Genomic DNA, 25,562 nt, shown 5'->3' with positions numbered 1-25,562 from the left:
GATTCCCCTAGACGGGAACTGCGGGCGGGGCCATACTGATTTCCAACCGCGCGCTTGGGGGCGGGTGTGCCGGACGGTAAAGCAATCGGGGGATTGGCATCTAGGTCCGTGCTTGGGAGGACATCATGGGAAGAATGTGTTCGGGGGCCGGCCGGCTTCTGGCTTTGGGAGCCGCGCTGGGAATGGCCGCAGGCGGGTGGGGCCTGGCCCCGGCCTCGGCCGCGCAGCCGGTTGACGAATACATCGTGGTTTTGAAGGACAACGTGGACGCCGAGGCCGTCGCGCACGTGCACGACAAGCAGTACGCAATGACCGAAACCGGAACCTACAGCCACGCCGTGCCGGCCTATTCGGCGGAGATGACCGCGGCAGAGGCCTCGGACGTCGCGGTCGACCCGAGCGTAGCCTACGTCGCCCCGAACCGGATCTTTTCGCTGGCGGAACAGTCCGTCCCGCGCAGCGTGACCCGCACCGGCGCGGATGAATCGAGCGCCAAGGCCGGTGACGGCAGCGGCACTGTGGACGTCAACATCGCCATCATCGATACCGGCATCGACGGCAGCCATCCGGACCTGAATGTCCAGGCCGGCGTGGACTGCAGCAGCGGCAGCGCCACGGACGAATCTCCGGTCATCGATGTCTACGGCCACGGCACTGCGGTGGCCGGCGTCGCCGCGGCCAAGGACAACGACACGGGCGTGGTCGGCATGGCACCCGGCGCCCCGCTGTGGTCCGTCCGGGTGATGGACAGCGCCGGGGCGATCTCCGAGGCCGCCCTGCTGTGCGCCTTCGACTGGGTGACCGCGACCCGCACGGACGATGATCCGGACAACGATATCGCCGTGGCCAACGTCAGCATCGGCGGGGGCGGCACGGACGACGGCGACTGCGGCAGCAGCGGCGACCCGATGCACGCGGCGATCTGCCGCTCGGTCGAGGCCGGCGTGACCTACGCGGTCGCCGCGGGCAACAGCGGCACCGACTTCGCCACCACCGTTCCGGCCGCCTACGACGAGGTGCTCACGGCCACCGCGATCGGCGACTTCGACGGCAGGCCCGGCGGCTCCGGCTCCTCGACCTGCGACGGCGAAGACCTGAGCCGGTACGCCCAGGATGACGGTCCGGCGTCGTTCTCCAATTACGCCACCGGCTCCGGCGACTTCGGCCACACCGTGGCCGGACCCGGCGTCTGCGTCCAGTCCACCGCTCCCGGCGGCTACGGAAACAACCACGGCACCAGCTTCGCCAGCCCGGCCGTCGCCGGCACGGTGGCGCTCTGCCTAAGCAGCGGCACCTGCAGCGGCGATCCTGCGTCCGTGATGCAGAGCTTCCTGGATGCCACCGCCGAGTTCGCCGGTTCCAACCCCGACCAGGGCTTCACCGGCGATGCCTCCGGCGGGGACGGCGCGCGCTACTACGGCTTCCTCATCCGGGGCTCCATCTTCTAGCCGGGTTCCGCGCCCGGGGCGCCTGACGCATGAAAGACAACGACGCCGGCGGTAGCCGCGGCGGGAACCCTCCGGAGCCTTCGGGCCCGGAGGGTTCCCGCGCGGAAGGGATCGTCCGGCGCCACCGTGGACTGTCCGACGCCGAGCATTCCGGTGGCCTTCGTCAGCGCGGATGGGACGATGTACAGCCGGGTGCTGATCAACCCCGCGCTGTTCCTGACGCGTCGAAGACCGCATCCTCGACGCCCATGACGATGCGGTCGCCCGGGACCGCGGTCCGCAGGAAGGCGGTGACCGTGGCCAGGTCCGTGGAGATGCAGCCCCAGGATTCCTCCATCCCCGCGTGGAGGAAGATCGCGTGCGAGAGGCCGGGCTGCGGTTCCATGTCCGGCGGCCGGTTGTAGTTGATGACGGCGGCCTGCTCGTAGAGCCCGTCCTCCATGAGCTCCCAGAGGTTTTCGTCCGGCCATGCCCCTTCGCCCTCGAAGTACTGCTGGTAGTGGTCTCCCGGACGGGCTCCCCAGCGCGAGGACGGGGCGAGTTCGTGGTACTCGAGCGCGGTGCCCGGGTCTTCGCGGCCGAAGGCCTCGGTGACCGTGTAGGAGCCCGACGGCGTCAGCAGGGAGTTCACCCGTACCGCCCCGGGCTTGCCGAAACCCTCGCTGCCGGTGAAGCCGTCGGCCTGCCATTCCTCGGCGTAGCCGCCGGAGACACGGACGCAGGCGGTGAGCTTCACCGAGGTTTTGCCGTAGGCCTCGCCGATTGCGAAGGTGACGCGGTTGGTGCCGCCGGCCTCGAAGGCGACGCGTCCCTCGGCCAGCAGCCGGCACGGCCCCTCGGCGGCCGGTGCAGGGGCAGGGCCCGCCGCCGGGGCAGAGCCCGCCGCCGGGGTGGAGCCGGGTGCCGGCGCGGAACATCCGGTGACGGCGGCGAAGGCCAGCGCGAGGGCGGCGGCGCGGTGCTTGGCGAGTGTCATCGGCAACATCCTGCCAGCCGCCGGCGCCTGGCAGGATAGCCAACCGCCCCTTTCGAGTAGCGGGAGCGGCAGGACCGGTAGTTGAAACGCTCAATCGAGTAGTTGCTTATGGCAACTCCCGTAGGCGCTACGCATCACAGCCCCGGCTCCGGCTCCGTAGGGTTCCAGATGTGGGGGTAACGGCGGGACGCACCGTCCGCCGGCCCAAACCGGTTCTTTGACCAGCTTTACAAGACCTAGCTTTACGGCGCAGCCGGCAGCCCAACGCCGCCGGCGGTGCCGCGTTGCCCTGCCATGTCCTGGTGTCACTCGCACCATCCGGACGGCAGGGATGATCCGGACTTCTGTGGGGGAAATTTTGGAATCGTTGAAGAGTGCTGCACTGCCGCACGCCATGGCGCCGACCGGCCTGCTGGAAGGGCCTGTCCGCCGGGAAGAGGTGCCGCTCGCCGGACCCGCGCTGTATCCCAGCCGGCAGCCGGCGGAGGAACGGACTCTGGTGGATATCATCCGGCAGACCATTGCAGGCTATCCGGAGGCTCCGGCCATCGACGACGGCACCACCTGCCTGAGCTACCGCGACCTGGGCGCGCGCATCGACGAGCTGGCACACCGCCTGTGGGCCTCGGACATCGGGGCCGGGGACAGGGTCGGCGTGCGGGTGCCCTCGGGATCGGCGGACCTGTACGTGGCGATCCTGGGCGTGCTGGTGGCCGGCGCGGCCTACGTCCCGGTGGATGCGGACGAGCCGGACGAGCGGGCGGAAACCGTCTGGGCCGAGGCGCAGGTCTGCGCGGTGATCGGCGAAGGGCTGGTGGTGGCGACGATGCCCGGGGTCCAGCGGCTGGGACACAGCCCGCAGCCGCACCCGGACGACGATGCCTGGATCATCTTCACCTCCGGTTCGACCGGAAAGCCCAAGGGCGTGGCCATCCGGCACCGTTCCGCGGCGGCGTGGGCGGACGCGGAGGCGGAAATGTTCCTGCAGGAGCGCCCGCTCACCCGCGGCGACCGGGTCCTGGCCGGGCTGTCCGTCGCCTTCGACGCGTCCTGCGAGGAGATGTGGCTGGCCTGGCGGAACGGGGCCTGCCTGGTGCCCGCGCCGAGGTCCCTGGTGCGATCCGGCGCGGACCTCGGCCCGTGGCTGGCGGAGCGCAGCGTCACCGTGGTCTCCACCGTCCCCACCTTGGCCGCGCTCTGGCCCAGGGAGGCGTTGGAGGACATCCGGCTGCTGATCTTCGGCGGAGAGGCCTGCCCGGCCGAACTGGTGGCCCGGCTCGCCGGCCCGGAGCGCGAAGTCTGGAACACCTACGGGCCGACGGAAGCGACGGTGATCGCGTGCGGCGCGGCCCTTGACGGCTCCGGGCCGGTGCGGATCGGGCTCCCGCTGCGCGGCTGGGACCTGGCTGTGGTGGATCCGGAGGGCCATCCCGTTGCGTGGGGCGAGGAAGGCGAACTCATCATCGGCGGCGTGGGCCTGGGCCGCTACCTGGACCCGGCCAAGGACGCGGAGAAGTACGCACCGATGCCCGCCCTGGGCTGGGAGCGCGCCTACCGCAGCGGCGACCTGGTCCGCGCCGATCCCGAGGGCCTGCTCTTCGTGGGCCGCGCCGACGAGCAGGTCAAGCTCGGCGGCCGGCGGGTGGAGCTGGGGGAAATCGACGAGGCACTGGCACGCCTGGACGGGGTGGCCGCGGCCGCCGCGGCGGTGCAGGCGACGCCCAGCGGCAACAAGGTGCTGGCCGGCTACCTGGTTGCGGAGGACGGTGCCGAGTTGGACCTGGCGTCCTGCCGGAAGCGGCTCGGCGAAGTCCTGCCCGCGCAATTGGTGCCGGCCCTCGGCGTGGTGCCGGAGCTGCCCGTGAAGACCTCGGGCAAGGTGGACCGCAAGGCGCTGCCCTGGCCGCTCGCAGCCGCGGACGGCGCGGGCCACCGGCTGACCGGTACCGAGGGCTGGCTGGCCGACAGCTGGACCGATTTGCTGGGACCCGTCCCGCTGGACGGCGACAGCGACTTCTTCGCCCTGGGCGGGGCCAGCGTGGCCGCCGCCCAGCTGGTGGCCAAGCTCAGGAGCCGCCACCCCGCGGTTTCGATCGCCGACCTCTATGCCCGCCCAGTGCTCGGCGACCTGGCGGCATACCTGGACGGACTCGGCACCACCACCGGGGAGCAGCGCGAGGTCCGGCCCACGCCCTGGTGGACTGGGCTGGTGCAGGCGCCGCTGATCGCCGGGCTCTACGGCGTCTCCGGCCTGCGGTACGTGACCGGCATGGCGATCGTCTGCCTGCTGCTCTTCAACTTCACGGATACGCCGTGGGTGCCCAATCCGCCGCTGCTGCCGACCCTGGCGGCCTGGGTGGTGCTCTTCAGCCTGCCGTCGCGGGCGATCTTCGCGGTGCTCTCGGCACGGGTGCTGCTCTGGCGCGACAGGCCCGGCGTGTATCCGCGGGGCGGCTCGACGCACCTGCGGCTGTGGGCCGCGGAACGCATCGCCACCTTCGGCAAGCTGGAGCCGCTGATGGGTACGCCGATGGCCGCCTGGTACGCCCGGGCGCTCGGCTGCAGAATCGGCAAGGACGTCCACCTCGACGCGCTGCCGCCGGTCACGGGCCTGGCGGAGATCGGCGATGGCGCGACCATCGAATACGAGGCGGACCTGGCGGGCCACTGGCTGGAAGGGGACAGGCTGCACATCGGCCGGGTCCGGATCGGCAGGAACGCCCGCGTGGGCACCCGTTCGATCGTGATGAACGAGGCGCGCATCGGGGCCGGGGCGGAAGTGGAGCCGGGCAGCTGCGTGAACGGGATCGTCCCCGCCGGTGAACGATGGGCCGGCTCGCAGCTGGAGCGGGTCGGAACGGCGGGCGACGAATGGCCGGCCGAAACCGGCGAGGCGCCGCGCCGGCGGCCGGTCGCCCTGCTGTACCCGCTGGGAACGCTGCTGCTGACGCTGATGCCCATGGTCGCCGTCGTACCGGGTGCCCTGCTGATGGTCGCGGTGACCCGCGGGATCTCCAACCTGGCGACGGCACTGCTGACGCTGGCCGCGTGGAGCCCGGTGTTCCTGGCGATGACCGTGGTGCTCTACCTGGCAGTGACCGCCGGGCTGGTGCGGCTGCTGGCGCTGCTGATCGTGCCGGGCTTCCACAGCCTGCACTCGGCGGCGGCGTGGGCCGCCTGGCTCTCCAACCTCCTGCTAGCCAAGTCCCTGGTGTCCGCCTACCCGATCTACGCCAGCCTGCTCACCCCGCTGTGGTTCCGGCTGCTCGGTGCCCGGGTCGGCAAGCACGTTGAGCTCTCGACGATGGAGACCATCCCGCATCTGAGCAGCTTCGGGGACCGGTCCTTCATGGCCGACCACTCGCTGGCCACCGCGCCGCGCGCCCGCGCCGGGTGGCTGCACATCGGCCCGGCCAGCGTCGGCGCCAGGTCCTTCGTGGGCAACTCCGGGATCGTCGGCGCGGACAATAAGGTGCCGGACAACTCGCTGATCGCCGTGCTCTCCTCGGCGCCGCGGGACATGCCGGCGTCCTCGAACTGGTTCGGCCGCCCGGCGGTGGAGTTGCCCCGCCCGGTGGACCAGTCGGACTCGGCGCGCACCTACAACCCTCCGCGCCGCCTGATGGTGGCGCGCGCCGCCGTCGAAAGCTGCCGCTTCCTGCCCGTGGTGATTACCGCCTGGCTGGCGCTGGCAACCGTATGGATACTGGCGCAGGTCTACCTGCAGGCCGGGCTCCTGGCGGCCGCGCTGCTTGCCGGACCGGTGCTGCTGGCCAGCGGTTTCGCGGCCTGCCTGGTGGCGCTGACGGCGAAGTGGGCGCTGGTGGGCAGGTTCCGCCCCTCCCAACATCCGCTCTGGACCTCTTTCATCTGGCGCAACGAGCTGGCCGATGTGTTCTCCGAGTCGCTCGCCGTGCCCGGCCTGGTCCGGATGAGCCTGGGCACGCCCATGTTCAACTTCTGGCTGCGGCTGATGGGGGCGAAGATCGGCCGCAGGGTGTGGTGCGAGACGTGGTGGCTGCCGGAGTTCGACCTGATCAGCATCGGCGACGGGGTGAGCATCAACCGCGGAACCGTGCTGCAGACGCATCTCTTCCACGACCGCATCATGCGGATGGAGCAGGTCGACCTGGAGGACTACTCCACGCTGGGGCCGAACAGCATCGTGCTGCCGGGCAGCCGGCTCCAGGCCCGCACCATTGTGGGGCCCGGCTCGCTGGTCATGCGCTCGGAATCCGTTCCGGCCGGCAGCCACTGGGCCGGCAACCCGATCCGCAGCTGGTCGCCGGGGGTCCGCCGCCAGCAGCAGCTCGCCGGAAGCACCAAGTGACCGCACCGCAACGTGACCGCACCGCAACATCTTCCGGGGGGGGAACCGACCATGACAACTATCCACGGCGTTGAGCTAACGACGACGGCGGCCACCACGTTCGGTAACGTGCTCACCGCCATGGTCACGCCTTTCGACCAGTGCGACCGCGTGGACCTGCCCGCGGCGGAGCGGCTCGCTGCCTGGCTGACCCGGGACGGCTGGAACGACGGCATCGTCGTGAACGGCACGACGGGCGAGTCCATCGCCACCAGCGACCACGAAAAGTCCAAGATGGTCGGTGCCGCCCGGCGCGCTGTCGCCGGCAGCGGCAAGCGCGTGATCGCCGGCGTGGGCGCGGGCGACACCAGGCACAGCATCCGGCTGGCGCAGGCGGCGGAGCAGTGGGGAGCGGACGGGCTGCTGCTCGTGGCGCCGTACTATTCCCGGCCGTCGCAGCGCGGGCTGCTGCGCCACTTCCTGGCCGTAGCCGACAGCACCTCGCTGCCAGTGATGCTCTACGACATCCCGCAGCGCGCCGGAGTCGCCATCGAACCTGAGACGTTCGCCGCGGCGGCCAAGCACCCGAGCATCGTCGCGGTCAAGGACGCCAAGGGCGATCTGGAGAGCAGCTCCTGGGTCATGCGGGAAACCGCGCTGGAGTACTACTCGGGAGACGATGCCCTGAACCTTCCGCTGCTGGCGATTGGCGCCGTCGGCTTCGTCTCCGTGGTCGGCCATGTGGTGGGGGACAAGCTGGCGGAACTGTTCCACCTCTACTCGCAGGGCCGGGTGGACCAGGCGCTCGCGGTGCACCGGGAACTGCTGCCGGTCTACCGGGGAATGTTCCGCGCTCCGGCCGCCGCGTCGGTCAAGGCCGCGCTCGCCGCGCTGGGGATGCCGGCCGGGAGCCTGCGCACGCCGCTGGCCGAACTGACCGCCGAAGAACACACCGCGCTGCTGGCGGACTTGGCCGGCCTGACCAACGCGGCCGCCGCCGGCGCCGGCGTCTCCCAGCCTGCCTGATGGCCGACCGGCCCGCCGACCGACCCGTGAAGGAACCACGCACCATGAGCAGAACCACCGATTCGGACGGCCCGGCCAGGCCACGCATCGCCGCCCTTGATGCCGCCCGGGGGATGGCGCTGATCGCCATGATGGCCATCCATGTCCTGCCGGGCTGGAACGCGGACTTCGAACCGACGATAACCTGGCAGCTGCTCTCGGGAACCTCGGCGGCGCTGTTCGCCTTCCTGGCCGGGATATCGCTCTCCCTCTCGGCGGCCAAGGCGCGGGCTGTTGGGGGCCGCGCCTTGGCCGCCGCGAAGAGTGCGCTGGCCGTCAGGGCGGCGCTCATCCTGGCCCTGGGGTTCCTGATCGCCCTGCTGGATCCGCCCGCGGCCATCATCCTGGCCTATTACGGGGCGATGTTCCTGCTGGCCATTCCGCTGCTGGGGCTCAGCGCCCGCTCCCTGGGCATCGCCGCGGTGTGCTTCGCGGTGCTCGGGCCGCTCCTGATGCAGGGGCTGCGCCCGGATCTCCATGGCCTTGGCGGCTACGATCCCTCCTTGAGCATGCTCTTCGACGATCCGGGCGCGGTGGTCGGGGCGTTACTGCTGACGGGCTCGTATCCGGCCATTCCCTGGATGACCTATATCTGCGCGGGCATGGCCGTGGGCCAGCTGGACCTGGCCAGCCGGGACACCCAGGTCCGGCTCATGGTTTCGGGGACCATCGTCGGCGCGGCGACCTGGCTGTTCGCCCTGGTCATGACGGGCCCGCTCGGCGGACGGGAACAGCTGATCGCCAACAGTCCCCGGCTGGGCGCCGAGGGAGTGGATGACATCCTCACCTGGGGCCCGGCGGACGGCCTGCCGACCTCCACCGGGTGGTGGCTGACGGTGCTTTCGCCCTATTCCTCCACGCCTGTGGAGCTGCTGAATACCCTGGGGATCGCCGCCGTCGTACTCGGCGTGGTCCTGTTCGCAGGCACCGCGCTCCGTTCGCTGCTAACCCCGCTGGCCATGGCCGGTACCATGAGCCTGACGCTGTACTCGGCCCACCTGGTCCTGCTGGCGACCGGTTTCCTCAGCGGGCGGCCGCATCTGGCGTTCGTCCTGCACGCCGTCGCGGCGGTGCTCTTCGCGGTACTCTGGCACAACGTCACGGGAAAGCCGCAGGGTCCGCTGGAGCGGATGGTCTCCGCCGCGACCGGGTGGACCAAGGACCGGGTGCTGGCCCCCGGGAACGGTGCCGGCGGCACCGGGTGTGCGGGAAGCACGGCGGCCACTAAAGACGGATCATGACGCCGGAAAGTTTTAGCCAACGGCCCCGCATGGGCGATACTCGGAGGCGTGGGAGCAAGTGACCGGGATGCAGCCGGCAAGGCGCTGTATGAAGAGCGCATGAAACTGCTGGACGGATTGGGAATGCCGGACGCCCCGCCGTGGGAAGACCTGGCGGAGGACGTCAAGGAACGCTGGCGCGCCTACACGGACTGAGCAGTCCGGGCCGGGGCATTCGCCGCCGGCCCGGACCACTATCAGCGGCTTTGGCTTCGGGTCAGCCGACCAGGCCGCGCACCCCGATGACCGCCGTGGCCAGGCCCAGGATCATCGACGTGGACGCCAGCATGAAGCGGTTGGTGAAGTAGCGCGTCAGCGCGCCGTTCTCGTCCCTGGCGCGCGGGTCCTTCCAGGCGGCCAGGAGGATCGGCGCCCAGGCAATCAGCGACCAGAGGCCGGCGAAGACCAGGATCCAGGCCAGCACTGCGGGCATCGTCATGAGCTGCGTTCCTTGGATGTCAGGCCCGGCCGGCGATCCAGGCTTCGGCCTGCGTCGCCTGGATCTTCAGCGCCTTGCCCAGCATCGGCTCGGCCGCGGAGGCAACCTTGCCACCGAGGAACGGGATGCTGGAGGAAACCGTGCCCTCGAGGTCCACGCGGGTGGTGCCGCCGACTGCCACGAGCTTCTGCACCGCGTCCACGTCCACCGGGGCGCCGGCGATCTTGACGTCGATGTTCACGGTCCGGGACCCGTCCGCCTCGGGGGCCTGCCAGTTCTCGGTCTGCGTCACCGACAGGAACTCGCCCAGCATCTTGCGGGCAATGTCCGGCAGGCGCGTGGTCGGAATGTTGCGTACCACCTTGAGGGTGAAGGCGCCGGCCGTCTCGCCGTCCTGCTCGACGGACACCAGGCTGCCGCCGACCATCTCGCTGATGTGGCGCAGGAAGTCTTCGCTGGTGAAGGTGTCGACGACCTCGGAGACGGGGTGGGACAGGGCAGTGGAGGCAGAGAGTGCCATGGAATAAAGCTCCCGGGGAATCGGTTCGGATCGGACCAGAGTCCATCCTACTGGTTCCCGCCGGCCGCCCCTTCGGTCATCCCGCCGCCGGTCCGGCGGGGGAGCGTGAAAGTGAAGACGCTGCCTTCACCGGGGGCGCTGGTGCACCAGATGGTGCCGCCGTGCCGTTCCACGATGTCCTTGGACAGCGGCAGGCCCAGCCCCACGCCGGGGATGGAACTCCTGCGGGCCACCGAGGTGCGGAAGAACCTCGTGAAGATCGAGCCGGATTCTTCCGGATCCATCCCCATGCCCGTGTCCGCGACCTCCGCGTACACGACGCCGTCCCGCACGCCGCCGCGCACGGTGACCGTGCCGCCGTCGGGGGAGTACTTGACCGCGTTGGAGAGCAGGTTGTCCAGGACCTGGCGGATCCGGGCCGGATCGCACTCGACTATCAGCGGTTCCGCGGTATCCAGTGAGAGAACGACGCCGGAGGCCGCGGCCCGCGGTTCGGCGGCGGTGGCTGCCTGCTTCAGGAGGTCCGCGAGGTCGGCCTCGACCGGCCGCAGGTCGGCGAACCCGGTCGCCGTCCCGAGCAGGTCGGACACCAGCTTGAACAGCTGGTCGGCGTTGCGGTCGATCACGGTCAGGCCGGCAGTCACCTGCGGCGGCAGGCTGGTGTCCAGCAGGAGCAGCTCCGTATAGCCGCGGATGGAGGTCAGGGGAGTGCGCAGCTCGTGGGAAACGCTGGAGAGGAAATCGTCCTTCGCGTTGAGTGCCTCCGCGAGTTCGGTGACGTCGCTGAAGGCCAGGACCGATCCCTCGCGCTTCCCGTCGTTGTCCTTCATGGCCCGGGCCGATGTGGAGAGCACGCGCTGGTGGCCGCTCCGGCCGGCCCTGACCAGGTACTCGGAGAAGGTCTCGCCGCGGGCGGCCCGGGCCGTAGGAAGGTCCGGCTCCGCGATCGGCGTGACGCCGTCCATGCGATAAAGAAGCAGGTCCGCCAGCGGAGCCTTCTCCACGCCCTCCGGCGTGGCGACCCGGCGCATCTGTTCCAGCGGCCGGTTCGCCAGCACGCTGCGGCCCGTCGGATCCAGGGCCAGGACTCCGACGTCCACGGTGTTGACGACGGTCCGCAGCAGCCTCTCGCGGCGGCCGCTTGCCTCGAGGAGTTCGCGAAGCTCGGCGTCCTTCGCCTCCAGGATCGCCTGCTGCGCCATCATGCTGGCGGTCATGACGCGAATGGTGATCCCGATGGCCAGCATCATGAAGGGAACCAGCAGGGGCTGGGTCAGCGTGTCCAGGGTGACGGGGTTCCCGGAGGCCAGGACTGGTATCCACACCATGGCCAGCGATGCCAGGGCGCCGGCGATGACGGAGAACCGGGGCAGCTGGCCGGAGGCGGCGAGCCAGATCACCGGGAACGCGGCCAGCAGTCCCAGCCCGGTCAGGTGCGACCCGGCACCCTCCCGAAGGAGCCCGATCGGGATGAAGTCGAGCAGCGGAATGGCCAGGAAGGACGGATACGGCAGCTTCTCCCATGGAACCACGAAACAGGCCAGCAGGAGCACAGCACTGCACGCCATGCTGAGGAGGAAGAGCGGGTCCCGGAGCAGCGGCGCGTGCAGGACGATGCTGCCGCCCAGCAGGAACAGCATGGTGATGGACAGCGGCAGCTGGCTGAGCACCACGCGCATCCGCAGCGAGAGGGCGTCGAACCTGATGCGGTTGAGCGTCAGGAAATCGAGGACTTTATCCACAACGGCGGCTCCGGTTACCGGTGATGAGGGCGGTTTGGCTGGGACAGATGTGACAAATGGGGCGATTCCCGACTTAATGAGAACATGCCTGAGCCGCAAAGCACCCGCCGCGCCGTCATTGTGGAGGACAACGATGATATCCGCGGCCTCCTGGTCCAGATTGTCTCCGGCCAGGGCTTCGAGACCGTCGAAGCGGCCACCGGCAGCGAAGGACTCGACCTGGTGCGGGCCGGCGGGGCGGACCTGATCACCCTGGACCTGAACCTGCCGGACATGGACGGCATCGAGGTCTGCCGGCGGGTGCGGGAATTCTCGGACGCCTACCTGCTCATGATCACCGCGCGGGCCGATGAACTCCACCGCCTGGAGGGGCTGGAAACCGGAGCCGACGACTACATCAGCAAGCCGTTCAGCCCGCGGGAACTCGCCGCCCGCATCACCGCCCTGTTCCGCCGCCCGCGCACCCAGCCGGCCGCCGTCGTCCCCGGCGAAGACGAACAGCGGCGCGCGGCCGAGGTGCAGCGCAGCCTGCTGCCCTCGGAGCCGCTGCTGCTGGACGGGTACGAGATCGGCGGAAACTGCCGCCCGGCCCGCAGCGTCGGCGGTGACTTCTTCGACTGGTACCCCACCCCGGACGGACTGCAGCTGACGCTCGCCGACGCGATGGGGAAGGGGATGGGCGCGGCCCTGATCGCCGCCACCGTACGGGCCGTGCTGCGTTCTTCCGCGGGTCAGGCGGACCTGGACGCCGCCTTCCGGGGCGCCGGCCGGGAACTCGAGCGGGACCTGGAGCAGTCCGGATCCTTTGCCACCGTCTTCCACGCGCGCCTCGATGCGCGGCGCGCGCGGCTGGACTACGTTGATGCCGGCCACGGGCTCGGCCTCTATCTTGCCGGCGGCAACGTGAGCCGGCTGCCCTCCGGCGGGCCGCCGGTGGGGGCGCTGCCCGGGAGCACCTGGCGCTCCCACAGCGTGGAGCTTGCCCCGGGAGAGGGAGTCCTGGTGGCCAGCGACGGCCTGCTGGATGCCTTTGGTTCCGTGCCGGAGGCCATCGCGGCCGTACGCGAGGCTGCGGCGCAGGAGGCGACGGCGCAGGGCGCCTGCGATGCCGTGCTGCGGCTGGCAGGCACGGACGCCGCGGCAGACGACGTCACCGCCGTCATGGTGCGCCGGACCGCTGACGGGCCGGCGCCGGCATGAACCGGTTCCTGGTCCGCCTCGTCGTGGTGCTCACGATCATCCTGGGCATCAACTACGTTGCCTGGCGCTGGCTCGACTCGCTGAACTGGTCGGCCTGGTGGATCGCGGTACCGCTGGTGCTGGCCGAGACGTACAGCCTCATCGATGTGTGCCTGTTCGGAGTCACGGTCTGGCGGCTCAAGCGGCGGCCGGAGCCGCCGGAGCCTGACCCCGGCGCCACGGTGGACGTCTTCATCACCACCTACAACGAGCCGCTGGACCTGGTCATGGAAACGGCGCTGGCCGCGCAGCGCATCAGGTTCCCGCACAACACCTGGATCCTCGACGACGGGGCCCGGGACGAACTGCGCGGGCTCGCCGAGGAGCACGGGCTCGGCTACCTGACCCGCAGCGCGGACTGGGCGGACCGGCCGCGCCATGCCAAGGCCGGTAACCTGAACAACGCCCTGATGACGACGTCCGGCGAGTTCCTGCTGATCCTGGACGCGGACCAGATTCCGGAGCCGGAGATCCTCGACCGCACGCTCGGGTACTTCCGCAATCCCAAGGTCGCGCTGGTGCAGACCCCGCAGTATTTCAGCAACGTGCCCGCCGATGACCCGCTGGGCAGCCAGGCACCGCTCTTCTACGGGCCCATCCAGCAGGGCAAGGACGGCTGGAACGCCGCCTTCTTCTGCGGTTCCAACGCCATCCTGCGGCGCGAGGCCCTGATGCAGCTGGGCCTGGCCGGGTACGTCCGGGAGGTGGACCGCGGGGTCCGGCAGGCCCTCGCCGGTGCCCGCCGCGCCGTGCGCCAGGCCCGCCGTTCCCCGCAGGCCAGCGACCCGCTGGTCTCCGCGCTGCTGGACGAGGTGGCCGAAGCGGCCGAGCAGGCCTCCCGCGAGCTGAAGGACGGCGCCTCGCTGAGCGAGATCACGTACCGGGTGCGCCGCAAGGTGGACGCGGCCGTCCAGACCCTGGTGGCCGCCGACTTTTCCGCGCTGGAGGCGGACCTCGCCGAGATCGCGGCCATGGACCTGGCCCGCGGCGAGGGACTGGAGGTCCCGGACGAGCTGGACAGTGCCGTGGAGCGGATGGCGAAGCGCGACTGGTCACCGCTGGGCGCGCTCGAGTCCGTGCAGGCGATTCTGGACGCGGTCTCGGTGGAGCGTTCGGACGAGGCCCAGCCGATCATGCCGCTGGCCACCATCTCGGTCACCGAGGACATGGCTACGGCCATGCGCATGCACGGCATGGGCTGGGAAAGCGTCTACCATCACGAGATCCTGGCTTACGGACTGGCGCCTGAGGACGTGCAGACCATGCTGACCCAGCGGCTGCGCTGGGCCCAGGGCACCATCCAGGTGCTGCTGCGCGAGAATCCGCTGGTGCAGCCCGGCCTCAAGCCCGGTCAGCGGCTGATGTATTTCGCCACCATGTGGAGCTACCTGAGCGGGTTCGCCGCCGTCGTCTACATCGCTGCCCCGATCGTCTACCTGACGCTGGGCATCCTGCCGGTGAGCAGCCTGAGCTTCGACTTCTTCATCCGGTTCATTCCGTTCATGGTGGTCAACCAGTTGCTCTTCGCGGTGATCGGCCGCGGGGTCAGCACCTGGCGCGGGCAGCAGTACAGCCTGGCGCTCTTCCCCACGTGGATCAAGGCGTGTACGACGGCGGCACGCAACGTCTGGTTCGGCCGTCCCCTCGGGTTCGCGGTCACGCCGAAGGCGAGGCAGTCGGGCGCTCCCGGCTGGAGCCTGATCCGGCCGCAGCTGGTCGCCATGGTGCTGCTGGCCGTGGCCCTGGTCGCAGGGCTGGGCCGGCTCGCCGCCGGCATGAATGAGCCGATCGGAACTTTGGTCAATGTCGCCTGGGTGGTCTTCGATCTGGTCGTGATGAGCGTCCTGATCAAGGCGGTCCGGTACAAAGGGTTTAACCCGTTGGAAAGGAACGCAGATGCAATTCACCGTTGAACGGCTGCCTGACTACGCCGAGGTCAACGGCGTCGGCAAGCTCAACATGGTCGCCGCCCCCAAGCTGCGCGAGGTCGTCGCGGACGTCGTCGCGCACGGCAGCAACCACGTCGTGGTCAACATGGCGGGCACCGATTTCATGGACTCATCCGGGCTCGGCGCCCTGATCGGCTGCCTGAAACTGGCCCGCCAGGCCGGCGGCGACCTGCGGATCGCCAACGTCCAGCCTCAAGTGCAGATGGTCCTCGAGCTGACCAGCATGCACCGGGTCCTGACCCCGTACCAAAGCGTTGAGGCCGCCTTTTCCAATGGCTGAGATCGTAGCGAGGTTCTCACGCCGCGGTCCGGCCTCCGAGGAAACCCTCGAGGCCGTGCATGCCGCCCTGGACGAGCTCTGGACGGACGCGGAGTTCCTGTCCGACCTGGACCGGATGGCCTTCACGACCGCCGTCATCGAGGCCTCCACCAACGTCATCCGGCATGCGCAGCCGGACGACGGCGCCGAGCTCCAGCTGGGCGTGGACGTGACGGTGTCGGCGGAGCGGCTGGAGGCACGCATCAGCGAGATCGGGGCCCGACACTCCGACCCTGCCGCGGAGGACGCGGCGATGCCGGAAGCCGGCGCGGAGAACGAGTCCGGCTGGGGGCTCGCGCTCATCCAGGCCCTCGTCACGACGGTCACGTTCGAGCGCGAGGGCGGCAGCAACGTGTGGGTGCTGCGCCGCAATGCCTCGAACCACTCCGGCTGACGGAGCCGGACCGGTCTTCAGGGGACGGGGTCGGCCTCCACTGCGGCCTGCGCCAGGTAGTCCGAGACTGCGTCCTCGCTGATCCGGAATGAGCGGCTGATGTGCACGGCGGGAAGCTCGCCGGAGTGCACCAGCCGGTAGACGGTCATTTTTGAAACATTCAGCCGTGCCGCGACGTCCGAGACGGTCAGGAAGCTGCTGGTTCCGGTTGCTTGCTCACGTTGCATTTTTCCTCCCCAGGAAATGTACAGCCACTGTAGGCCGCGGCCGCCGCATCGGCCCCACCAGACACGGCCGCAACGGCCGATTCTCAGGATGTCTTCAGGCTTCCCGGCTTGCCGGGGGTGAAAAGCCACTGGTCAAACAATTCATCGAGGTCCCGGCCGGAATAGACCTCGGCAAAGCCCGTGAAGTCCTTCGTTTCCACAGCCTTCCCGGACTGCGAGGCGGTCCAGCTGCGCAGCAGGCCGAAGAACTCCTTGTCGCCGAGTTCCTTGCGCAAGGCCTGCAGGACCATCGCCCCGCGGGCCTGCAGCGCCGGGTCGAAGAGGCGGTCCGCCTTCGGGTCGGTCAGCCGCAGTTTCCAGAACTGCTCGCCTGCGTCGATGCCGGCATAGAAGTCGAAGGTTTCCTGGGTCGTGCCCAGGTCCTGCTCCTCGTTCCACAGCCACTGGGCGTAGGTGGCGAAGCCGTCGGCGAGCCACGCGTCCTTCCACGAGGCCAGCGACAGGTCGGCGCCGAACCACTGATGGGCCAGTTCGTGGACCATGTAGGAGTCCGCGCTGGCCGGGTCGTAGAACCAGTCCTTCGCGTAGATCGGACGGCTCTGGCTCTCCAGCGCGAAGCCCAGGCCATCCTGGTCCGTCACCACGGCGCCCGCCGACGCATACGGGTAGGCGCCGAACTTCTGCGCCAGGAAGGCCAGGATCTTCGGCTGCCGGTCGAGGCCCTTCTGCGCCTTCGCACCGATCGACGTCGGGGTGGATACTCCGGCCTCCCAGTTGTTGGTGTTGGCCGGGCTGCCCTCCGGCGCGTTCGCCACCTTCCAGCCCTCCAACCGGTCCCGGTTGCGGTCATTCTCGAAGGACGTGGACCCCTCGCCGGTGGAGACGTCGATGTCCTCGACCAGTACGCCGTCGTGCTGGCCGGTGATGTCGCTGGCATAGGTGATGGACAGTTCAACGTCCTTGCCCTTGTAGGCTTCGAGATCGAACTCCCACTTTTCCCAGCCGTCGCTGGCGCCGCTGGCCGCCCACCACTTGCCCGTGGTGCCTGACGCCGTACAGCCGCCCTCGCCGTCGTCCGACTGGTAGTGCTTCAGGAACGGGTGCACCTCGTGCCAGGCGGGACAGGACTGCCCCGTGTCGTTCGTGGCATGGCCGGTGGTGTCCTTCAGCGTGGTCCAGTCGCCGCCGCCCGCCGTCCGCGCCTCGACGAAGGCGAAATCCCAGCCCGGCTCGGTGTCCCGGTGCATCCAGAAGGAGAATTCCGCGCCGCCGTCGGGGACGCTGATGGTGCGGGTCAACCGTTTGTAGGAGGAGTCCGCCGCGTGCGACCAGGCGAGCCCGTGGCCGTTGCGCGGAGTGACCACGTCCTTCAGTTTCGGATCCAGCGCGTTCCAGTAGTCGGTGCCCTTCCAGGTGTAGGACTCGATATCGAAATCGCCGATGTTGATCGAAGCGAGGTAGGTCGGCAGTTCCTCCTTGGCCTCCCAGGACCAGGTGGTCCGGCCGGACTTGCTGGACTTGCCCTTGAGCGCCCCGTTGGCCAGGGCCTCCCAGCCGTCTGGCACCGAGATGTTGTAGCTGAACGCAGCCTTGTCGCTCGGATGGTTGTTGGACGGGAACCAGGTGGCCGCCCCCAACGGATGGCCGGTGACGACCGCGCCTTCCTCGGTGTGGATGAATCCGGCGGTGCCCGGCTTCGTGATCGTCTTCGGCACCCCGCTGTACTTGACGACGGCGGTGAACACCTTGCCGCGGCGGATCCCCTGCGGCGCGGTCACGGTCAGTTCCCCGCCCGGCTCATCGTCCATGACGGACCAGGCTGCGGTCAGGCCGTTGACCTGGACGGACTCGACGCTGAGCCCGTCCAGGTCAAGATTGAAGGAGCCGAGGTCCTGGGTTGCCCGCGCCGTGATCGTGGCGGTGCCGGCGAGGGTGTCCGTCGGCGGATGGTAGTCCAGGTCCAGCCGGTAGTGCCGGACGTCGTAGCCCCCGTTGCCGGCATTGGGATAGTAGGCATCGCCCAGGCCGGAGGCGCCCGGCTCGAATTCGACGGCACCCGGATTCGGGGCCGCGAAGGCGGACGACGAGGGCAGCAGGAACGCTCCGGCGGCCAGGCCAAGCGCTGCGCCGGCTGCCGTCCCGCGGCGCGCCCAGCCGCGGAAGCACCGGATACCGCCGGCGCCCGGGCCCGACGTGCCGACTGCTGACCAGGACCTGAAGCTCATGCTGTTCTCCCATGCAGCGGGGCGCCAACCCTGCCTGCCCCCGCTCGATCTCTCCAAATCCGGTGGTGTCTACCTTGCTCTGCCGCTCCGGACGTGTCAATGAATGCCATGGCACGGTGGCCCGTGCCGTGTTCATTCTTGGCGCCGTCCGTTGGGGAAACCTTGGATCAGCGGGAGTGGAAGGTACGGCTTCGGGCCCCTGTCTGCGGATGCCGCGGAAGCGTATCCTAGGCACCAAGGGAGCCCGGCGCGGCCCCTGTTGCGGCGTCAAAGGGGATGGTGGCAATGATGAACGGGAACTGGTACCTCATGGGCCTCGCCTGGATCTTCGGCCTGGTCCTGGTGACCGTCGTCGTACTGCTGGCGGTGCTGGTGGTCCGGGCGCTGGTCTCCTTCACGCAGAACGAAGCCGCGCCGGAGCCGCCCGTGGGCAGCCCGCCGCTCGGCGCGATGCCGCGGAGCAGGGCACGGCAGATCCTGGACGAGCGGCTGGCGCATGGGCACATCACGCCGGACGACTACAACGAGCGGCTGCGCGTCCTGGGCGAGACTCCGGGGCGCTGATCGTCCGCGCCGGCGGGCCCCTACTATCGCAGGGCCCGGAGAACCGTCCTCATCGCCGTCGGCCGGAACGGATGCCCGGCCACTGTGTCCGCGTACGACAAGCCGCCTGCGTCCGCACCGTACGGCGAACGGTCCCGGTGAGGGGCCGTTCGGCACATGCGGCTGTGGACGCAGGCGGCTCCGTGCCCGGTTAGGGGCGGCCGATGCCTTTGTAGGTGAAGCCGGCTTCGCGCCAGGCGGCGGGGTCGAGGACGTTGCGGCCGTCGAGGATGTTCTTCTCGTCGACGAGGTTTCCGACGGCGGCGGGGTCCAGTTCCCGGTATTCCTTCCACTCGGTCAGCAGGACCAGGGCGTGCGCGCGGGCCAGGGCGGTCTTGGTGTCCGGCTCGTAGGAGAGCTCGGGGAAGCGGATCTTGGCGCCGGCCAGGGCTTCCGGGTCGGTGACGGTGACGGTCGCGCCCTGGAGCTGGAGCTGGGCGGCGACGGAGAGGGCGGGGGAGTCGCGGACGTCGTCGGATTCGGGCTTGAATGCGGCCCCGAGGACGGTGATGCGCTTGCCGATGAGCGAGCCGCCGCAGAGGTCGCGGGTGAGTTCGACGACGCGGGAGCGGCGGCGCATGTTGATGGCGTCGACCTCGCGCAGGAAGGTCAGGGCCTGGTCGGCGCCGAGTTCGCCGGCGCGGGCCATGAAGGCGCGGATGTCCTTGGGCAGGCAGCCGCCGCCGAAGCCGACGCCGGCGTTGAGGAACTTGCGGCCGATGCGTTCGTCCATGCCGATCGCGTCGGCGAGGGCGGTCACGTCGGCGCCGGTGGCTTCGCAGACCTCGGCCATCGCGTTGATGAAGGAGATCTTGGTGGCGAGGAAGGAGTTGGCGGCGGTTTTGACCAGCTCGGCGGTGGCGTAGTCCACGACCAGCCGCGGGGTGCCGGTGGCCAGCGGGGTGGCGTAGACCTCGTCGAGGGCCTCGGTGGCGGCGTCGCCGTCCGGCCCGGCGGGAATGCCGTAGACGAAGCGGTCCGGGGTCAGGGTGTCCTTGACTGCGTGGCCCTCGCGCAGGAACTCCGGGTTCCAGGCCAGCACGGCGCCGGGGGCCTTGTCGGCGGCGAGGCCGGCGAGCCGGGCCGCGGTGCCGACCGGGACCGTGGACTTGCCGACGGCGATGTCGCCCTCGCGCAGGTAGGGGAAGAGTTCATTGAAGGCCGAGTCGACGTAGGTCAGGTCGGCGGCGTTTTCGCCCTTGCGCTGCGGGGTGCCGACGCACACGAAGTGGACCCGGGCGCCTTCCGCGTCGGCCATGCTGGTGGAGAAGGACAGCCGCCCGGTCTCCTGCACCTCGGTCAGCAGTTCGGGCAGGCCGGGCTCGAAGAACGGCGCGCGGCCGGCCTGCAGGTCGCTGATCTTGCGCTCGTCCACATCGATACCGATGACCTCGTGGCCGAGCTTGGCCATCGAGGCCGCATGCACGGCACCGAGATAGCCACAGCCGATAACGGAAATACGCATACTGATCCTTCAACAATGATGAGACTGGTTCCGCGCCGGAGTCCCGGCGCCACTATTGACAGTATCCCGCAATCGTGAAGAGAAGATTAAAACCGAGGGTCGCCGAAGGGTGCGGCGCAGCTTATCCGGGCTTTTCCTGAGGGACACGAAGTAGGGACATTAAGCATCTTGACTTTCTGCGCTAGAGTGCTTGTAAGTCCACGAAGGCCGTGCTGGGGAGCACGGTTGAGGGACATCAGTTGGGGGATCCGATTCATATGTCAGCAACACAGGCAATCCGAAAACGCAGGCCGAACCGTAGCGGGGTAATTCCGGACAAACGGTAGGCGGGGCGGTGGAACCATCTGTCGCCCTGTTGGGTGATTACGGAATTCGAATAGTTATTGTCCTGTGCCTCGCGCTGCTGCTGCTTTTCATCGCCTTGCAGCGCCGGCCGCCGGCCGGGCTGGACCGCGACGCCGGGCTGGCGGGCACCGTCATCGTCACCGGATCCGCCGTGACCGCCGTCGTGGCGGGAGCCGTCGATGACGAGGCCGGCCGTCTGGCCCTGGCAGCCCTCGGCATCGGGGGTGCCTATGCGCTCTTCGCGAGCCTCGCCCGGAGGTGGCCGGACTCGGCGCACAACATGCACGTCGGCCGATCCTCCGCGGAGTTCCTCCTCGGCGGCATCGCGTTCGTGCACGTCTCGGCCGGCTACTTCGAGCTCGCTTCGGCCGCCTCGACATCAGTGCTGCCGCGGCCATTTTGGACGGCGGTCTACATCGCCTTGCTGGTCGCTGCCGCGCTGGCTGTCCTGCCCAACCACCTCCATCAGGTGGGCGGGCAGGGAACCGTCCTCGGCATCGGACTATGCGCCTACGGCGGACTTCAGCTGCTGCTGTTCGCCATGGACCGCGGTCGAATGCGGATGCTGGACTTGCCGGGCAGCGATTGGGTGTGGACACTGGCCGTGGCGGCGCTGGTCCTCGTCGGTTGCGTGGCTGCCCCGAGAATCGTAACGGCGGCCGGAGCGCTGCTGGTGCTCCTGTCGCCCGTGGCGTTGGAGGCCGTAGCCGGTAGTACGTTCACGCCGGAGGCGGTGGCCCTCGCGGTGGCACTGGCAATGTTCGGGGTCGGCTTCGCGGCCGTCTCCACAGCCGCGGGTCGAACTCTGTCACGCGCCGGAGTGCTGCGCTAGATTCTTCACAGGGGGACTTGGAAGTGCATCAAGCTTGGCGAGGTCGAGGGGTTAACCTCCTCATCGCAGTCCGGATTCCCGCCGTCGTCAATACCTGGAGGCGTTACGACGTGCGGGACCTGCAAGATCGGCCAGATCTGAAACAAAGTCTTCCAATCTCCGCCCGCGGTTACTAGTCTCTGGGCCACTGGCCGGAGTTGGGGAACATCGGGACCGGCCGCTCGCAGATGAAGGGGAATCGCACCTGATGAAGCATCAACGCACCACTCGCACGGTGGCTGTGTCCGCCGTCGTCCTTCTGGCGCTGAGCCTGGGCGGTACAGCCCAGGCGGTGCCGAACAGCGCGGAAAGGCTGCAGAAAGCAGTCGAAACCGACAACGTCGTCGAACACCTCGAGGAACTGCAGGAAATCGCCGAGGCCAACGGGGGAAACCGGGCCTCTGGCAGCCCGGGCTATGAAGCCGCGGCACAGTACGTCGAGAAGCAGCTGCGCAAGGCCGGTTATGACCCGCAGCGCCAGTACTTCGACTACCAGCAGTTCGTCGAGAACAGCCCGTCCGAACTGCAGCAGGTGTCACACGTGGCGACCACGTACAAGCACGGCACGGACTTCCTCACCATGGAGTACTCCGGCACTGGCGACGTGACCGCCGCGGTGACGGCAGTCGACGTGAACTTCACCGACCCGGCCGCCTCGACCAGTGGCTGCGAAGCTGCCGACTTCGCGGGTTTCCCGGTTGGGAATATCGCGCTCATCCAGCGCGGCACCTGCACCTTCGGCGAGAAGGCACAGGCGGCAGCGGCAGCCGGCGCGGCCGGCGTCATCATCTTCAATCAGGGCAACGGCGAGGACCGCAGCGGCCTGCTGAACGGAACGCTCGCCGCCGTTCCGAACCCTGCCGTGCCGGTTGTCGGCGGCACCTACGCCCTGGGCCAGGAGCTGGCCGCCGATCCGGCCACCGAGGTGCGGATTGCGGTGGATGCGGAGGTCGTGGACTCGACCACGTTCAACATCCTGGCGGACACCAAGGGCAATGCGGATGAAACCGTCGTCGTCGGTGCGCACTTCGACAGCGTCGCCGAAGGAGCCGGGATCAACGACAACGGCTCCGGTACGGCGGCAACCCTCGAAACGGCCATCCAGCTGGCGAAGACCAAGGCCAAGCCGGAGAACCGCGTCCGCTTCGCCTTCTGGGGCGCCGAGGAAAGCGGCCTGCTCGGCTCCGGGTACTACGTTTCGCAGCTCAGCGACGAAGAGATCGCCGGACACGCACTCAACCTGAACTTCGACATGGTCGGCTCGCCCAACGGCGGCCGTTTCGTCTATGACGGGGACGGATCGGCCTTCGGCCAGGCGGGACCGGAAGGATCGGCTGCGATCGAGAAGGTCTTCGCCGACTACTTCGCTTCCGAAGGGCTCGCCTCGGCCGAGACGGACTTCAGCGGCCGGTCGGACTACGCGCCCTTCATCGCCGCCGGCATCCCGGCCGGCGGCCTGTTCACCGGCGCGGAGGGCATCAAGACCGAGGAAGAGGCAGCGATCTTCGGCGGCACCGCCGGCGAGGCCTATGACCCGTGCTACCACACGGCCTGCGATGACCTGAGCAACATCGACGAGAAGCTGCTGGGCCAGATGTCGGACGCGGTCGCACACGCCACGGCGACGTTTGCCGACCTGCAGCCGCACAAGGGCAATGGCAAGGGGCACGACAAGGGCAAGGGCAAGGGCCACCACAAGGGCAATCACGACCAGTGGGAGCACAAGGGCCACGGCGAGCAGCGATAACCTGCACCGCTAACCCGGCACGGCGCCGTCGTTCATCTCTTCGGGATGTCCGGCGGCGCCGTTTGCCGTAGCCTGCGGTGTTCGAGGACCGCGTAGAGGATGACCAGGCCGACCGCGGCGCCGTGCGTGTTCGCAAGGACGTCCTGCATGGTGCCGAAGCGGCCGGGCAGGAAACTGTCCTGGAAGAACTCGATCAGGAACGAGACCACGAACGCCGCCGGCAGGGCCAGCCACCGCAGGCCGTCGCGCAGCTGGATCCCGGCGAGCACGCCGATCGGGACGAACATGGCGACGTTGGCACTCGTCTCTACCAGGTTGTAGTCGATCCAGTCGGGTGCCCCGAAAGCATGCAGCCGGATCAGCATGCGAGCGAGAGCCCCCTGCGCCTGCTGGTCCACCGGGGACGGCCAGAGCACGATGAACGCCACAGTGACCAGGTACAGGGCCAGGAGGCAGGCCGCCAGGTGGCCGCGGCCGTACGGGGCGTGCGGGGGTGCGGCCGTCAACGGACACCCGCGGGAGCCTGCCGGCGCTCCCCGTCCTGCGCCTCGTCCAGGGGCAGCGTGACAGTGAACGTGGTGCCGGCACCCAGGGTGCTTTTGCACTCGATCGTCCCGCCGTGGGCTTCCACGATGGATTTGCTGATGACGAGGCCGAGCCCGACGCCGGGGATCGCCGTCCGCCGGACCGCGGCCGTGCGGAAGAACTTCGTGAAGACCTCCCGCTGGTCCTCCTCCGAGATGCCCAGGCCGTTGTCCCGGACCTCGAGGACGGCGTGGCCGCCCGCCGTCCAGGCCCGGACCTCCACCTCGCCGCCGCCGGGGGAGTACTTGATGGCGTTGGAGAGCAGGTTGTCCACGACCTGGCCGATCCGGTCCGGGTCGATAAACGCCAGCAACGTCTCCGGACAGTCATCGCGGAGGACGACGCCGGCCGCGGCCGCCTTGGGAGCGGCGGAGTCCAGGCTGGAGCGGATTACCTCGGCGAGGGAGGTACGTTTCGGTGCGATGCTCATGGGCCCGGATGCGGACGACAGCAGGTCGGAGACGAGCTGGAACAGACGCTCCGCATTGCGCTGCGCCACGCGGAGCGAGCCGGCCAGCTGCCCCGCCTCGTCCGTCTCCTCGGCTTCTTCCAGGGCGAGGTCCAGGTAGCCGATGATCGAGGTCAGGGGAGTGCGCAGTTCGTGGGACACGCTGGCGACAAAGTCGTCCTTGGCAGCCAGCGCACGGACCAGCTCCGTCACGTCGGAAAACGCGATGACCGAGCCGTCGAATTTCCCGTCGTCGTCAGTCATGGGACGCGCGGTGACGGCCATGGCGCGCTGCTGCTTGCCCTCGCCGATCCACAGCAGCTCATCGTTGAAGGTCTCGCCTCGGATTGCCCGGAGCACGGGCCTCTCCTCCAGGGGGATGGGGGTGGTGCCGTCCGGCTGGAAGATCAGCAGCTGGGACTCGTTCGGGTCCCGGTTGCCGCTGGGAGCGGCGAGCAGGTGGTTATGGCGCTGGTGCCGGTTCATCAGGATGTCGTGTCCACCCCGGTCCACGGCCACCAACCCCACGCTCACGGTGTCCATCATGGTCTCGAGCAGCCGCTGGCGGTCCCGGGTCTCGCGCAGGACCTGTTGCAGCTCCCGGTCTTTTGCCTCGAACGCGAGCTGCCGCGCCGTTTCGCTCTCGCTGGCCACCGAGATCGTCACCCCGAAAGCCAGCATCAGCACGGGAATGATCAACGTAGAGGCCAGGTCCTGCAAAGTCACCGGTCCTGCTGACAGGAAGGCGGACAGCCAAACTATGGCTAGCGGCAGCACGAAGCTGATGATCCGGGCGGCAACCGGCGCGATGCCGGACCACGCGAGCCAGAAAACCGGAAAGAGCATGAGCAGGCCCAGCCCGGTGATGGCGTCCTGCCCGCTGTGCCGGAGCGCGCCGATCGCGATGAAGTCCGCCAGCGGGATGACCCAGTAGGACCCGCGCGGCGTCTTGTCCCAGGGCACCGCGAACGCCAGCAGCGTCAGGACAGCAAGCTGCCCCAGGCCAATCAGGAAGGAAGGATGCCGGAGGGTCTCTGGGAAAAAGCACGCGACGAGCACGGTCACCAGTGCCACGGTCATCACGAGCGGCAGCTGGCTCAGGCCCACCCGGAGGCGAAGGCTAAGTTCGTAGAACGGCTTGCGCACGCCGATCAGCCCCAAGGTTCTTCTGACGACCGTGGACATGGCGGACGAATCCTGTTCCTGTTGACGACGGATGCACGCCTGCGCAGGAGGCAGGCCCCCACCGGCGAGATCAGTATAAGTCGGGTTACTGACACTTAGCTGGGGCAGTCCTAAACGGTCTGGTAAATCGATCTGACAAGGGGCTACAATGCAGGTCAGGGAGCGTAGGTTGGGGAACAAA

The 25,562-nt window shown here is 69.0% G+C and carries 21 protein-coding genes; 12 read left to right on the top strand and 9 right to left on the bottom strand.

All coding sequences use genetic code 11. The features are described from left to right. The first annotated feature begins 125 nt into the window (after positions 1–125). The gene (locus AHIS1636_RS13145; RefSeq protein ID WP_264796286.1) at positions 126–1,448 is read left to right on the top strand and encodes a S8 family peptidase; all 1,323 of its coding nucleotides are present in this window, start codon (positions 126–128) and stop codon (positions 1,446–1,448) included. A gap of 199 nt (positions 1,449–1,647) precedes the next feature. Here AHIS1636_RS13145 and AHIS1636_RS13140 read toward each other — a convergent pair whose 3' ends face one another. Next, on the bottom strand, positions 1,648–2,424 hold the full coding sequence (locus AHIS1636_RS13140; protein WP_264796285.1) for a hypothetical protein: 777 nt from the start codon (positions 2,422–2,424) through the stop codon (positions 1,648–1,650). 394 nt (positions 2,425–2,818) lie between these two features. Between AHIS1636_RS13140 and AHIS1636_RS13135 the strand changes: the two genes are divergently transcribed. The 4 genes from AHIS1636_RS13135 to AHIS1636_RS13120 are packed head-to-tail and all read left to right on the top strand — an operon-like array spanning position 2,819 to position 9,234. Then, entirely contained in the window at positions 2,819–6,754 is a 3,936-nt protein-coding gene (locus AHIS1636_RS13135; protein ID WP_373875844.1) for a Pls/PosA family non-ribosomal peptide synthetase, read from the top strand. Positions 6,755–6,805: 51 nt separating this feature from the next. Beyond that, positions 6,806–7,759 carry a 4-hydroxy-tetrahydrodipicolinate synthase gene (dapA, locus tag AHIS1636_RS13130; protein WP_264796283.1) on the top strand — a complete coding sequence of 318 codons (954 nt, stop codon included), beginning with the start codon at positions 6,806–6,808 and terminating at the stop codon, positions 7,757–7,759. Positions 7,760–7,803: 44 nt separating this feature from the next. Further along, on the top strand, positions 7,804–9,039 hold the full coding sequence (locus AHIS1636_RS13125; RefSeq protein WP_264796282.1) for a heparan-alpha-glucosaminide N-acetyltransferase domain-containing protein: 1,236 nt from the start codon (positions 7,804–7,806) through the stop codon (positions 9,037–9,039). Positions 9,040–9,087: 48 nt separating this feature from the next. Then, complete coding sequence (locus tag AHIS1636_RS13120; protein ID WP_264796281.1) at positions 9,088–9,234, top strand: hypothetical protein; 147 nt, start codon at positions 9,088–9,090, stop codon at positions 9,232–9,234. A 61-nt stretch (positions 9,235–9,295) separates the two neighbouring features. Here the strand turns inward: AHIS1636_RS13120 and AHIS1636_RS13115 are convergent, their stop codons facing one another. From AHIS1636_RS13115 to AHIS1636_RS13105, 3 genes are read right to left on the bottom strand one after another with little or no spacing between them, the layout of a single operon-like run. Continuing rightward, a complete protein-coding gene (locus tag AHIS1636_RS13115; RefSeq protein ID WP_264796280.1) occupies positions 9,296–9,517 on the bottom strand; it encodes an SCO4848 family membrane protein in 222 nt (73 codons plus the stop codon). A gap of 19 nt (positions 9,518–9,536) precedes the next feature. Then, entirely contained in the window at positions 9,537–10,037 is a 501-nt protein-coding gene (locus AHIS1636_RS13110; protein WP_264796279.1) for a DUF2505 domain-containing protein, read from the bottom strand. A 47-nt stretch (positions 10,038–10,084) separates the two neighbouring features. After that, positions 10,085–11,779, bottom strand: coding sequence for a sensor histidine kinase (locus tag AHIS1636_RS13105; protein ID WP_264796278.1), 1,695 nt, complete (start codon positions 11,777–11,779; stop codon positions 10,085–10,087). 84 nt (positions 11,780–11,863) lie between these two features. On the opposite strand from AHIS1636_RS13105, the gene AHIS1636_RS13100 reads away from it, so the two are divergent. The 4 genes from AHIS1636_RS13100 to AHIS1636_RS13085 are packed head-to-tail and all read left to right on the top strand — an operon-like array spanning position 11,864 to position 15,680. Then, positions 11,864–12,979 carry a SpoIIE family protein phosphatase gene (locus AHIS1636_RS13100; protein ID WP_264796277.1) on the top strand — a complete coding sequence of 372 codons (1,116 nt, stop codon included), beginning with the start codon at positions 11,864–11,866 and terminating at the stop codon, positions 12,977–12,979. Continuing rightward, entirely contained in the window at positions 12,976–14,931 is a 1,956-nt protein-coding gene (locus tag AHIS1636_RS13095; protein ID WP_264796276.1) for a glycosyltransferase family 2 protein, read from the top strand. Before AHIS1636_RS13100 ends, AHIS1636_RS13095 begins: the two co-directional genes overlap by 4 nt. Next, on the top strand, positions 14,915–15,247 hold the full coding sequence (locus tag AHIS1636_RS13090) for an STAS domain-containing protein (protein ID WP_264796275.1): 333 nt from the start codon (positions 14,915–14,917) through the stop codon (positions 15,245–15,247). The genes AHIS1636_RS13095 and AHIS1636_RS13090 overlap by 17 nt, the downstream gene beginning before the upstream one ends. Then, positions 15,240–15,680: an ATP-binding protein gene (locus AHIS1636_RS13085; RefSeq protein ID WP_264796274.1), complete on the top strand. Its 441-nt coding sequence runs from the start codon at positions 15,240–15,242 to the stop codon at positions 15,678–15,680. The genes AHIS1636_RS13090 and AHIS1636_RS13085 overlap by 8 nt, the downstream gene beginning before the upstream one ends. A gap of 17 nt (positions 15,681–15,697) precedes the next feature. Here AHIS1636_RS13085 and AHIS1636_RS13080 read toward each other — a convergent pair whose 3' ends face one another. Then, complete coding sequence (locus AHIS1636_RS13080) at positions 15,698–15,907, bottom strand: helix-turn-helix domain-containing protein (protein WP_264796273.1); 210 nt, start codon at positions 15,905–15,907, stop codon at positions 15,698–15,700. Positions 15,908–15,990: 83 nt separating this feature from the next. Next, on the bottom strand, positions 15,991–18,132 hold the full coding sequence (locus AHIS1636_RS13075; protein WP_264796272.1) for a M1 family aminopeptidase: 2,142 nt from the start codon (positions 18,130–18,132) through the stop codon (positions 15,991–15,993). A 288-nt stretch (positions 18,133–18,420) separates the two neighbouring features. Between AHIS1636_RS13075 and AHIS1636_RS13070 the strand changes: the two genes are divergently transcribed. Beyond that, positions 18,421–18,696 carry an SHOCT domain-containing protein gene (locus tag AHIS1636_RS13070; RefSeq protein ID WP_264796271.1) on the top strand — a complete coding sequence of 92 codons (276 nt, stop codon included), beginning with the start codon at positions 18,421–18,423 and terminating at the stop codon, positions 18,694–18,696. Positions 18,697–18,886: 190 nt separating this feature from the next. Here AHIS1636_RS13070 and AHIS1636_RS13065 read toward each other — a convergent pair whose 3' ends face one another. After that, on the bottom strand, positions 18,887–20,200 hold the full coding sequence (locus tag AHIS1636_RS13065) for a UDP-glucose dehydrogenase family protein (protein WP_264796270.1): 1,314 nt from the start codon (positions 20,198–20,200) through the stop codon (positions 18,887–18,889). Positions 20,201–20,534: 334 nt separating this feature from the next. On the opposite strand from AHIS1636_RS13065, the gene AHIS1636_RS13060 reads away from it, so the two are divergent. Together AHIS1636_RS13060 and AHIS1636_RS13055 are read left to right on the top strand one after the other, a co-directional pair. Next, on the top strand, positions 20,535–21,377 hold the full coding sequence (locus AHIS1636_RS13060) for a hypothetical protein (RefSeq protein ID WP_264796269.1): 843 nt from the start codon (positions 20,535–20,537) through the stop codon (positions 21,375–21,377). Between the two features lie 247 nt (positions 21,378–21,624). Further along, on the top strand, positions 21,625–23,163 hold the full coding sequence (locus tag AHIS1636_RS13055; RefSeq protein ID WP_264796268.1) for a M20/M25/M40 family metallo-hydrolase: 1,539 nt from the start codon (positions 21,625–21,627) through the stop codon (positions 23,161–23,163). 32 nt (positions 23,164–23,195) lie between these two features. On the opposite strand, the gene AHIS1636_RS13050 is transcribed toward AHIS1636_RS13055, so the two are convergent. Together AHIS1636_RS13050 and AHIS1636_RS13045 are read right to left on the bottom strand one after the other, a co-directional pair. Further along, positions 23,196–23,669 (bottom strand): VanZ family protein, encoded by a 474-nt coding sequence (locus tag AHIS1636_RS13050; protein WP_264796267.1) that lies wholly within the window; start codon positions 23,667–23,669, stop codon positions 23,196–23,198. Further along, positions 23,666–25,381 (bottom strand): sensor histidine kinase, encoded by a 1,716-nt coding sequence (locus AHIS1636_RS13045; RefSeq protein WP_264796266.1) that lies wholly within the window; start codon positions 25,379–25,381, stop codon positions 23,666–23,668. The genes AHIS1636_RS13050 and AHIS1636_RS13045 overlap by 4 nt, the downstream gene beginning before the upstream one ends. Positions 25,382–25,562: the final 181 nt, after the last annotated feature.

Source organism: Arthrobacter mangrovi, from assembly GCF_026011795.1.
Taxonomy (GTDB): Bacteria; Actinomycetota; Actinomycetes; order Actinomycetales; family Micrococcaceae; genus Crystallibacter; species Crystallibacter mangrovi.
Note: the sequence above shows the minus strand (reverse complement) of the source record. Positions and strands in the feature narration are given on the sequence as shown.

Bases quoted from the DNA above. Each gene is read 5' to 3' on its own strand.
- AHIS1636_RS13145 (WP_264796286.1), top strand. From the start codon at position 126: ATGGGAAGAATGTGTTCGGGGGCCGGCCGGCTTCTGGCTTTGGGAGCC.
- AHIS1636_RS13140 (WP_264796285.1), bottom strand. From the start codon at position 2,424: ATGACACTCGCCAAGCACCGCGCCGCCGCCCTCGCGCTGGCCTTCGCC.
- AHIS1636_RS13135 (WP_373875844.1), top strand. From the start codon at position 2,819: ATGGCGCCGACCGGCCTGCTGGAAGGGCCTGTCCGCCGGGAAGAGGTG.
- dapA (WP_264796283.1), top strand. From the start codon at position 6,806: ATGACAACTATCCACGGCGTTGAGCTAACGACGACGGCGGCCACCACG.
- AHIS1636_RS13125 (WP_264796282.1), top strand. From the start codon at position 7,804: ATGAGCAGAACCACCGATTCGGACGGCCCGGCCAGGCCACGCATCGCC.
- AHIS1636_RS13115 (WP_264796280.1), bottom strand. From the start codon at position 9,517: ATGACGATGCCCGCAGTGCTGGCCTGGATCCTGGTCTTCGCCGGCCTC.
- AHIS1636_RS13110 (WP_264796279.1), bottom strand. From the start codon at position 10,037: ATGGCACTCTCTGCCTCCACTGCCCTGTCCCACCCCGTCTCCGAGGTC.
- AHIS1636_RS13100 (WP_264796277.1), top strand. From the start codon at position 11,864: ATGCCTGAGCCGCAAAGCACCCGCCGCGCCGTCATTGTGGAGGACAAC.
- AHIS1636_RS13095 (WP_264796276.1), top strand. From the start codon at position 12,976: ATGAACCGGTTCCTGGTCCGCCTCGTCGTGGTGCTCACGATCATCCTG.
- AHIS1636_RS13090 (WP_264796275.1), top strand. From the start codon at position 14,915: ATGCAATTCACCGTTGAACGGCTGCCTGACTACGCCGAGGTCAACGGC.
- AHIS1636_RS13085 (WP_264796274.1), top strand. From the start codon at position 15,240: ATGGCTGAGATCGTAGCGAGGTTCTCACGCCGCGGTCCGGCCTCCGAG.
- AHIS1636_RS13080 (WP_264796273.1), bottom strand. From the start codon at position 15,907: ATGCAACGTGAGCAAGCAACCGGAACCAGCAGCTTCCTGACCGTCTCG.
- AHIS1636_RS13075 (WP_264796272.1), bottom strand. From the start codon at position 18,132: ATGAGCTTCAGGTCCTGGTCAGCAGTCGGCACGTCGGGCCCGGGCGCC.
- AHIS1636_RS13070 (WP_264796271.1), top strand. From the start codon at position 18,421: ATGAACGGGAACTGGTACCTCATGGGCCTCGCCTGGATCTTCGGCCTG.
- AHIS1636_RS13065 (WP_264796270.1), bottom strand. From the start codon at position 20,200: ATGCGTATTTCCGTTATCGGCTGTGGCTATCTCGGTGCCGTGCATGCG.
- AHIS1636_RS13055 (WP_264796268.1), top strand. From the start codon at position 21,625: ATGAAGCATCAACGCACCACTCGCACGGTGGCTGTGTCCGCCGTCGTC.
- AHIS1636_RS13045 (WP_264796266.1), bottom strand. From the start codon at position 25,381: ATGTCCACGGTCGTCAGAAGAACCTTGGGGCTGATCGGCGTGCGCAAG.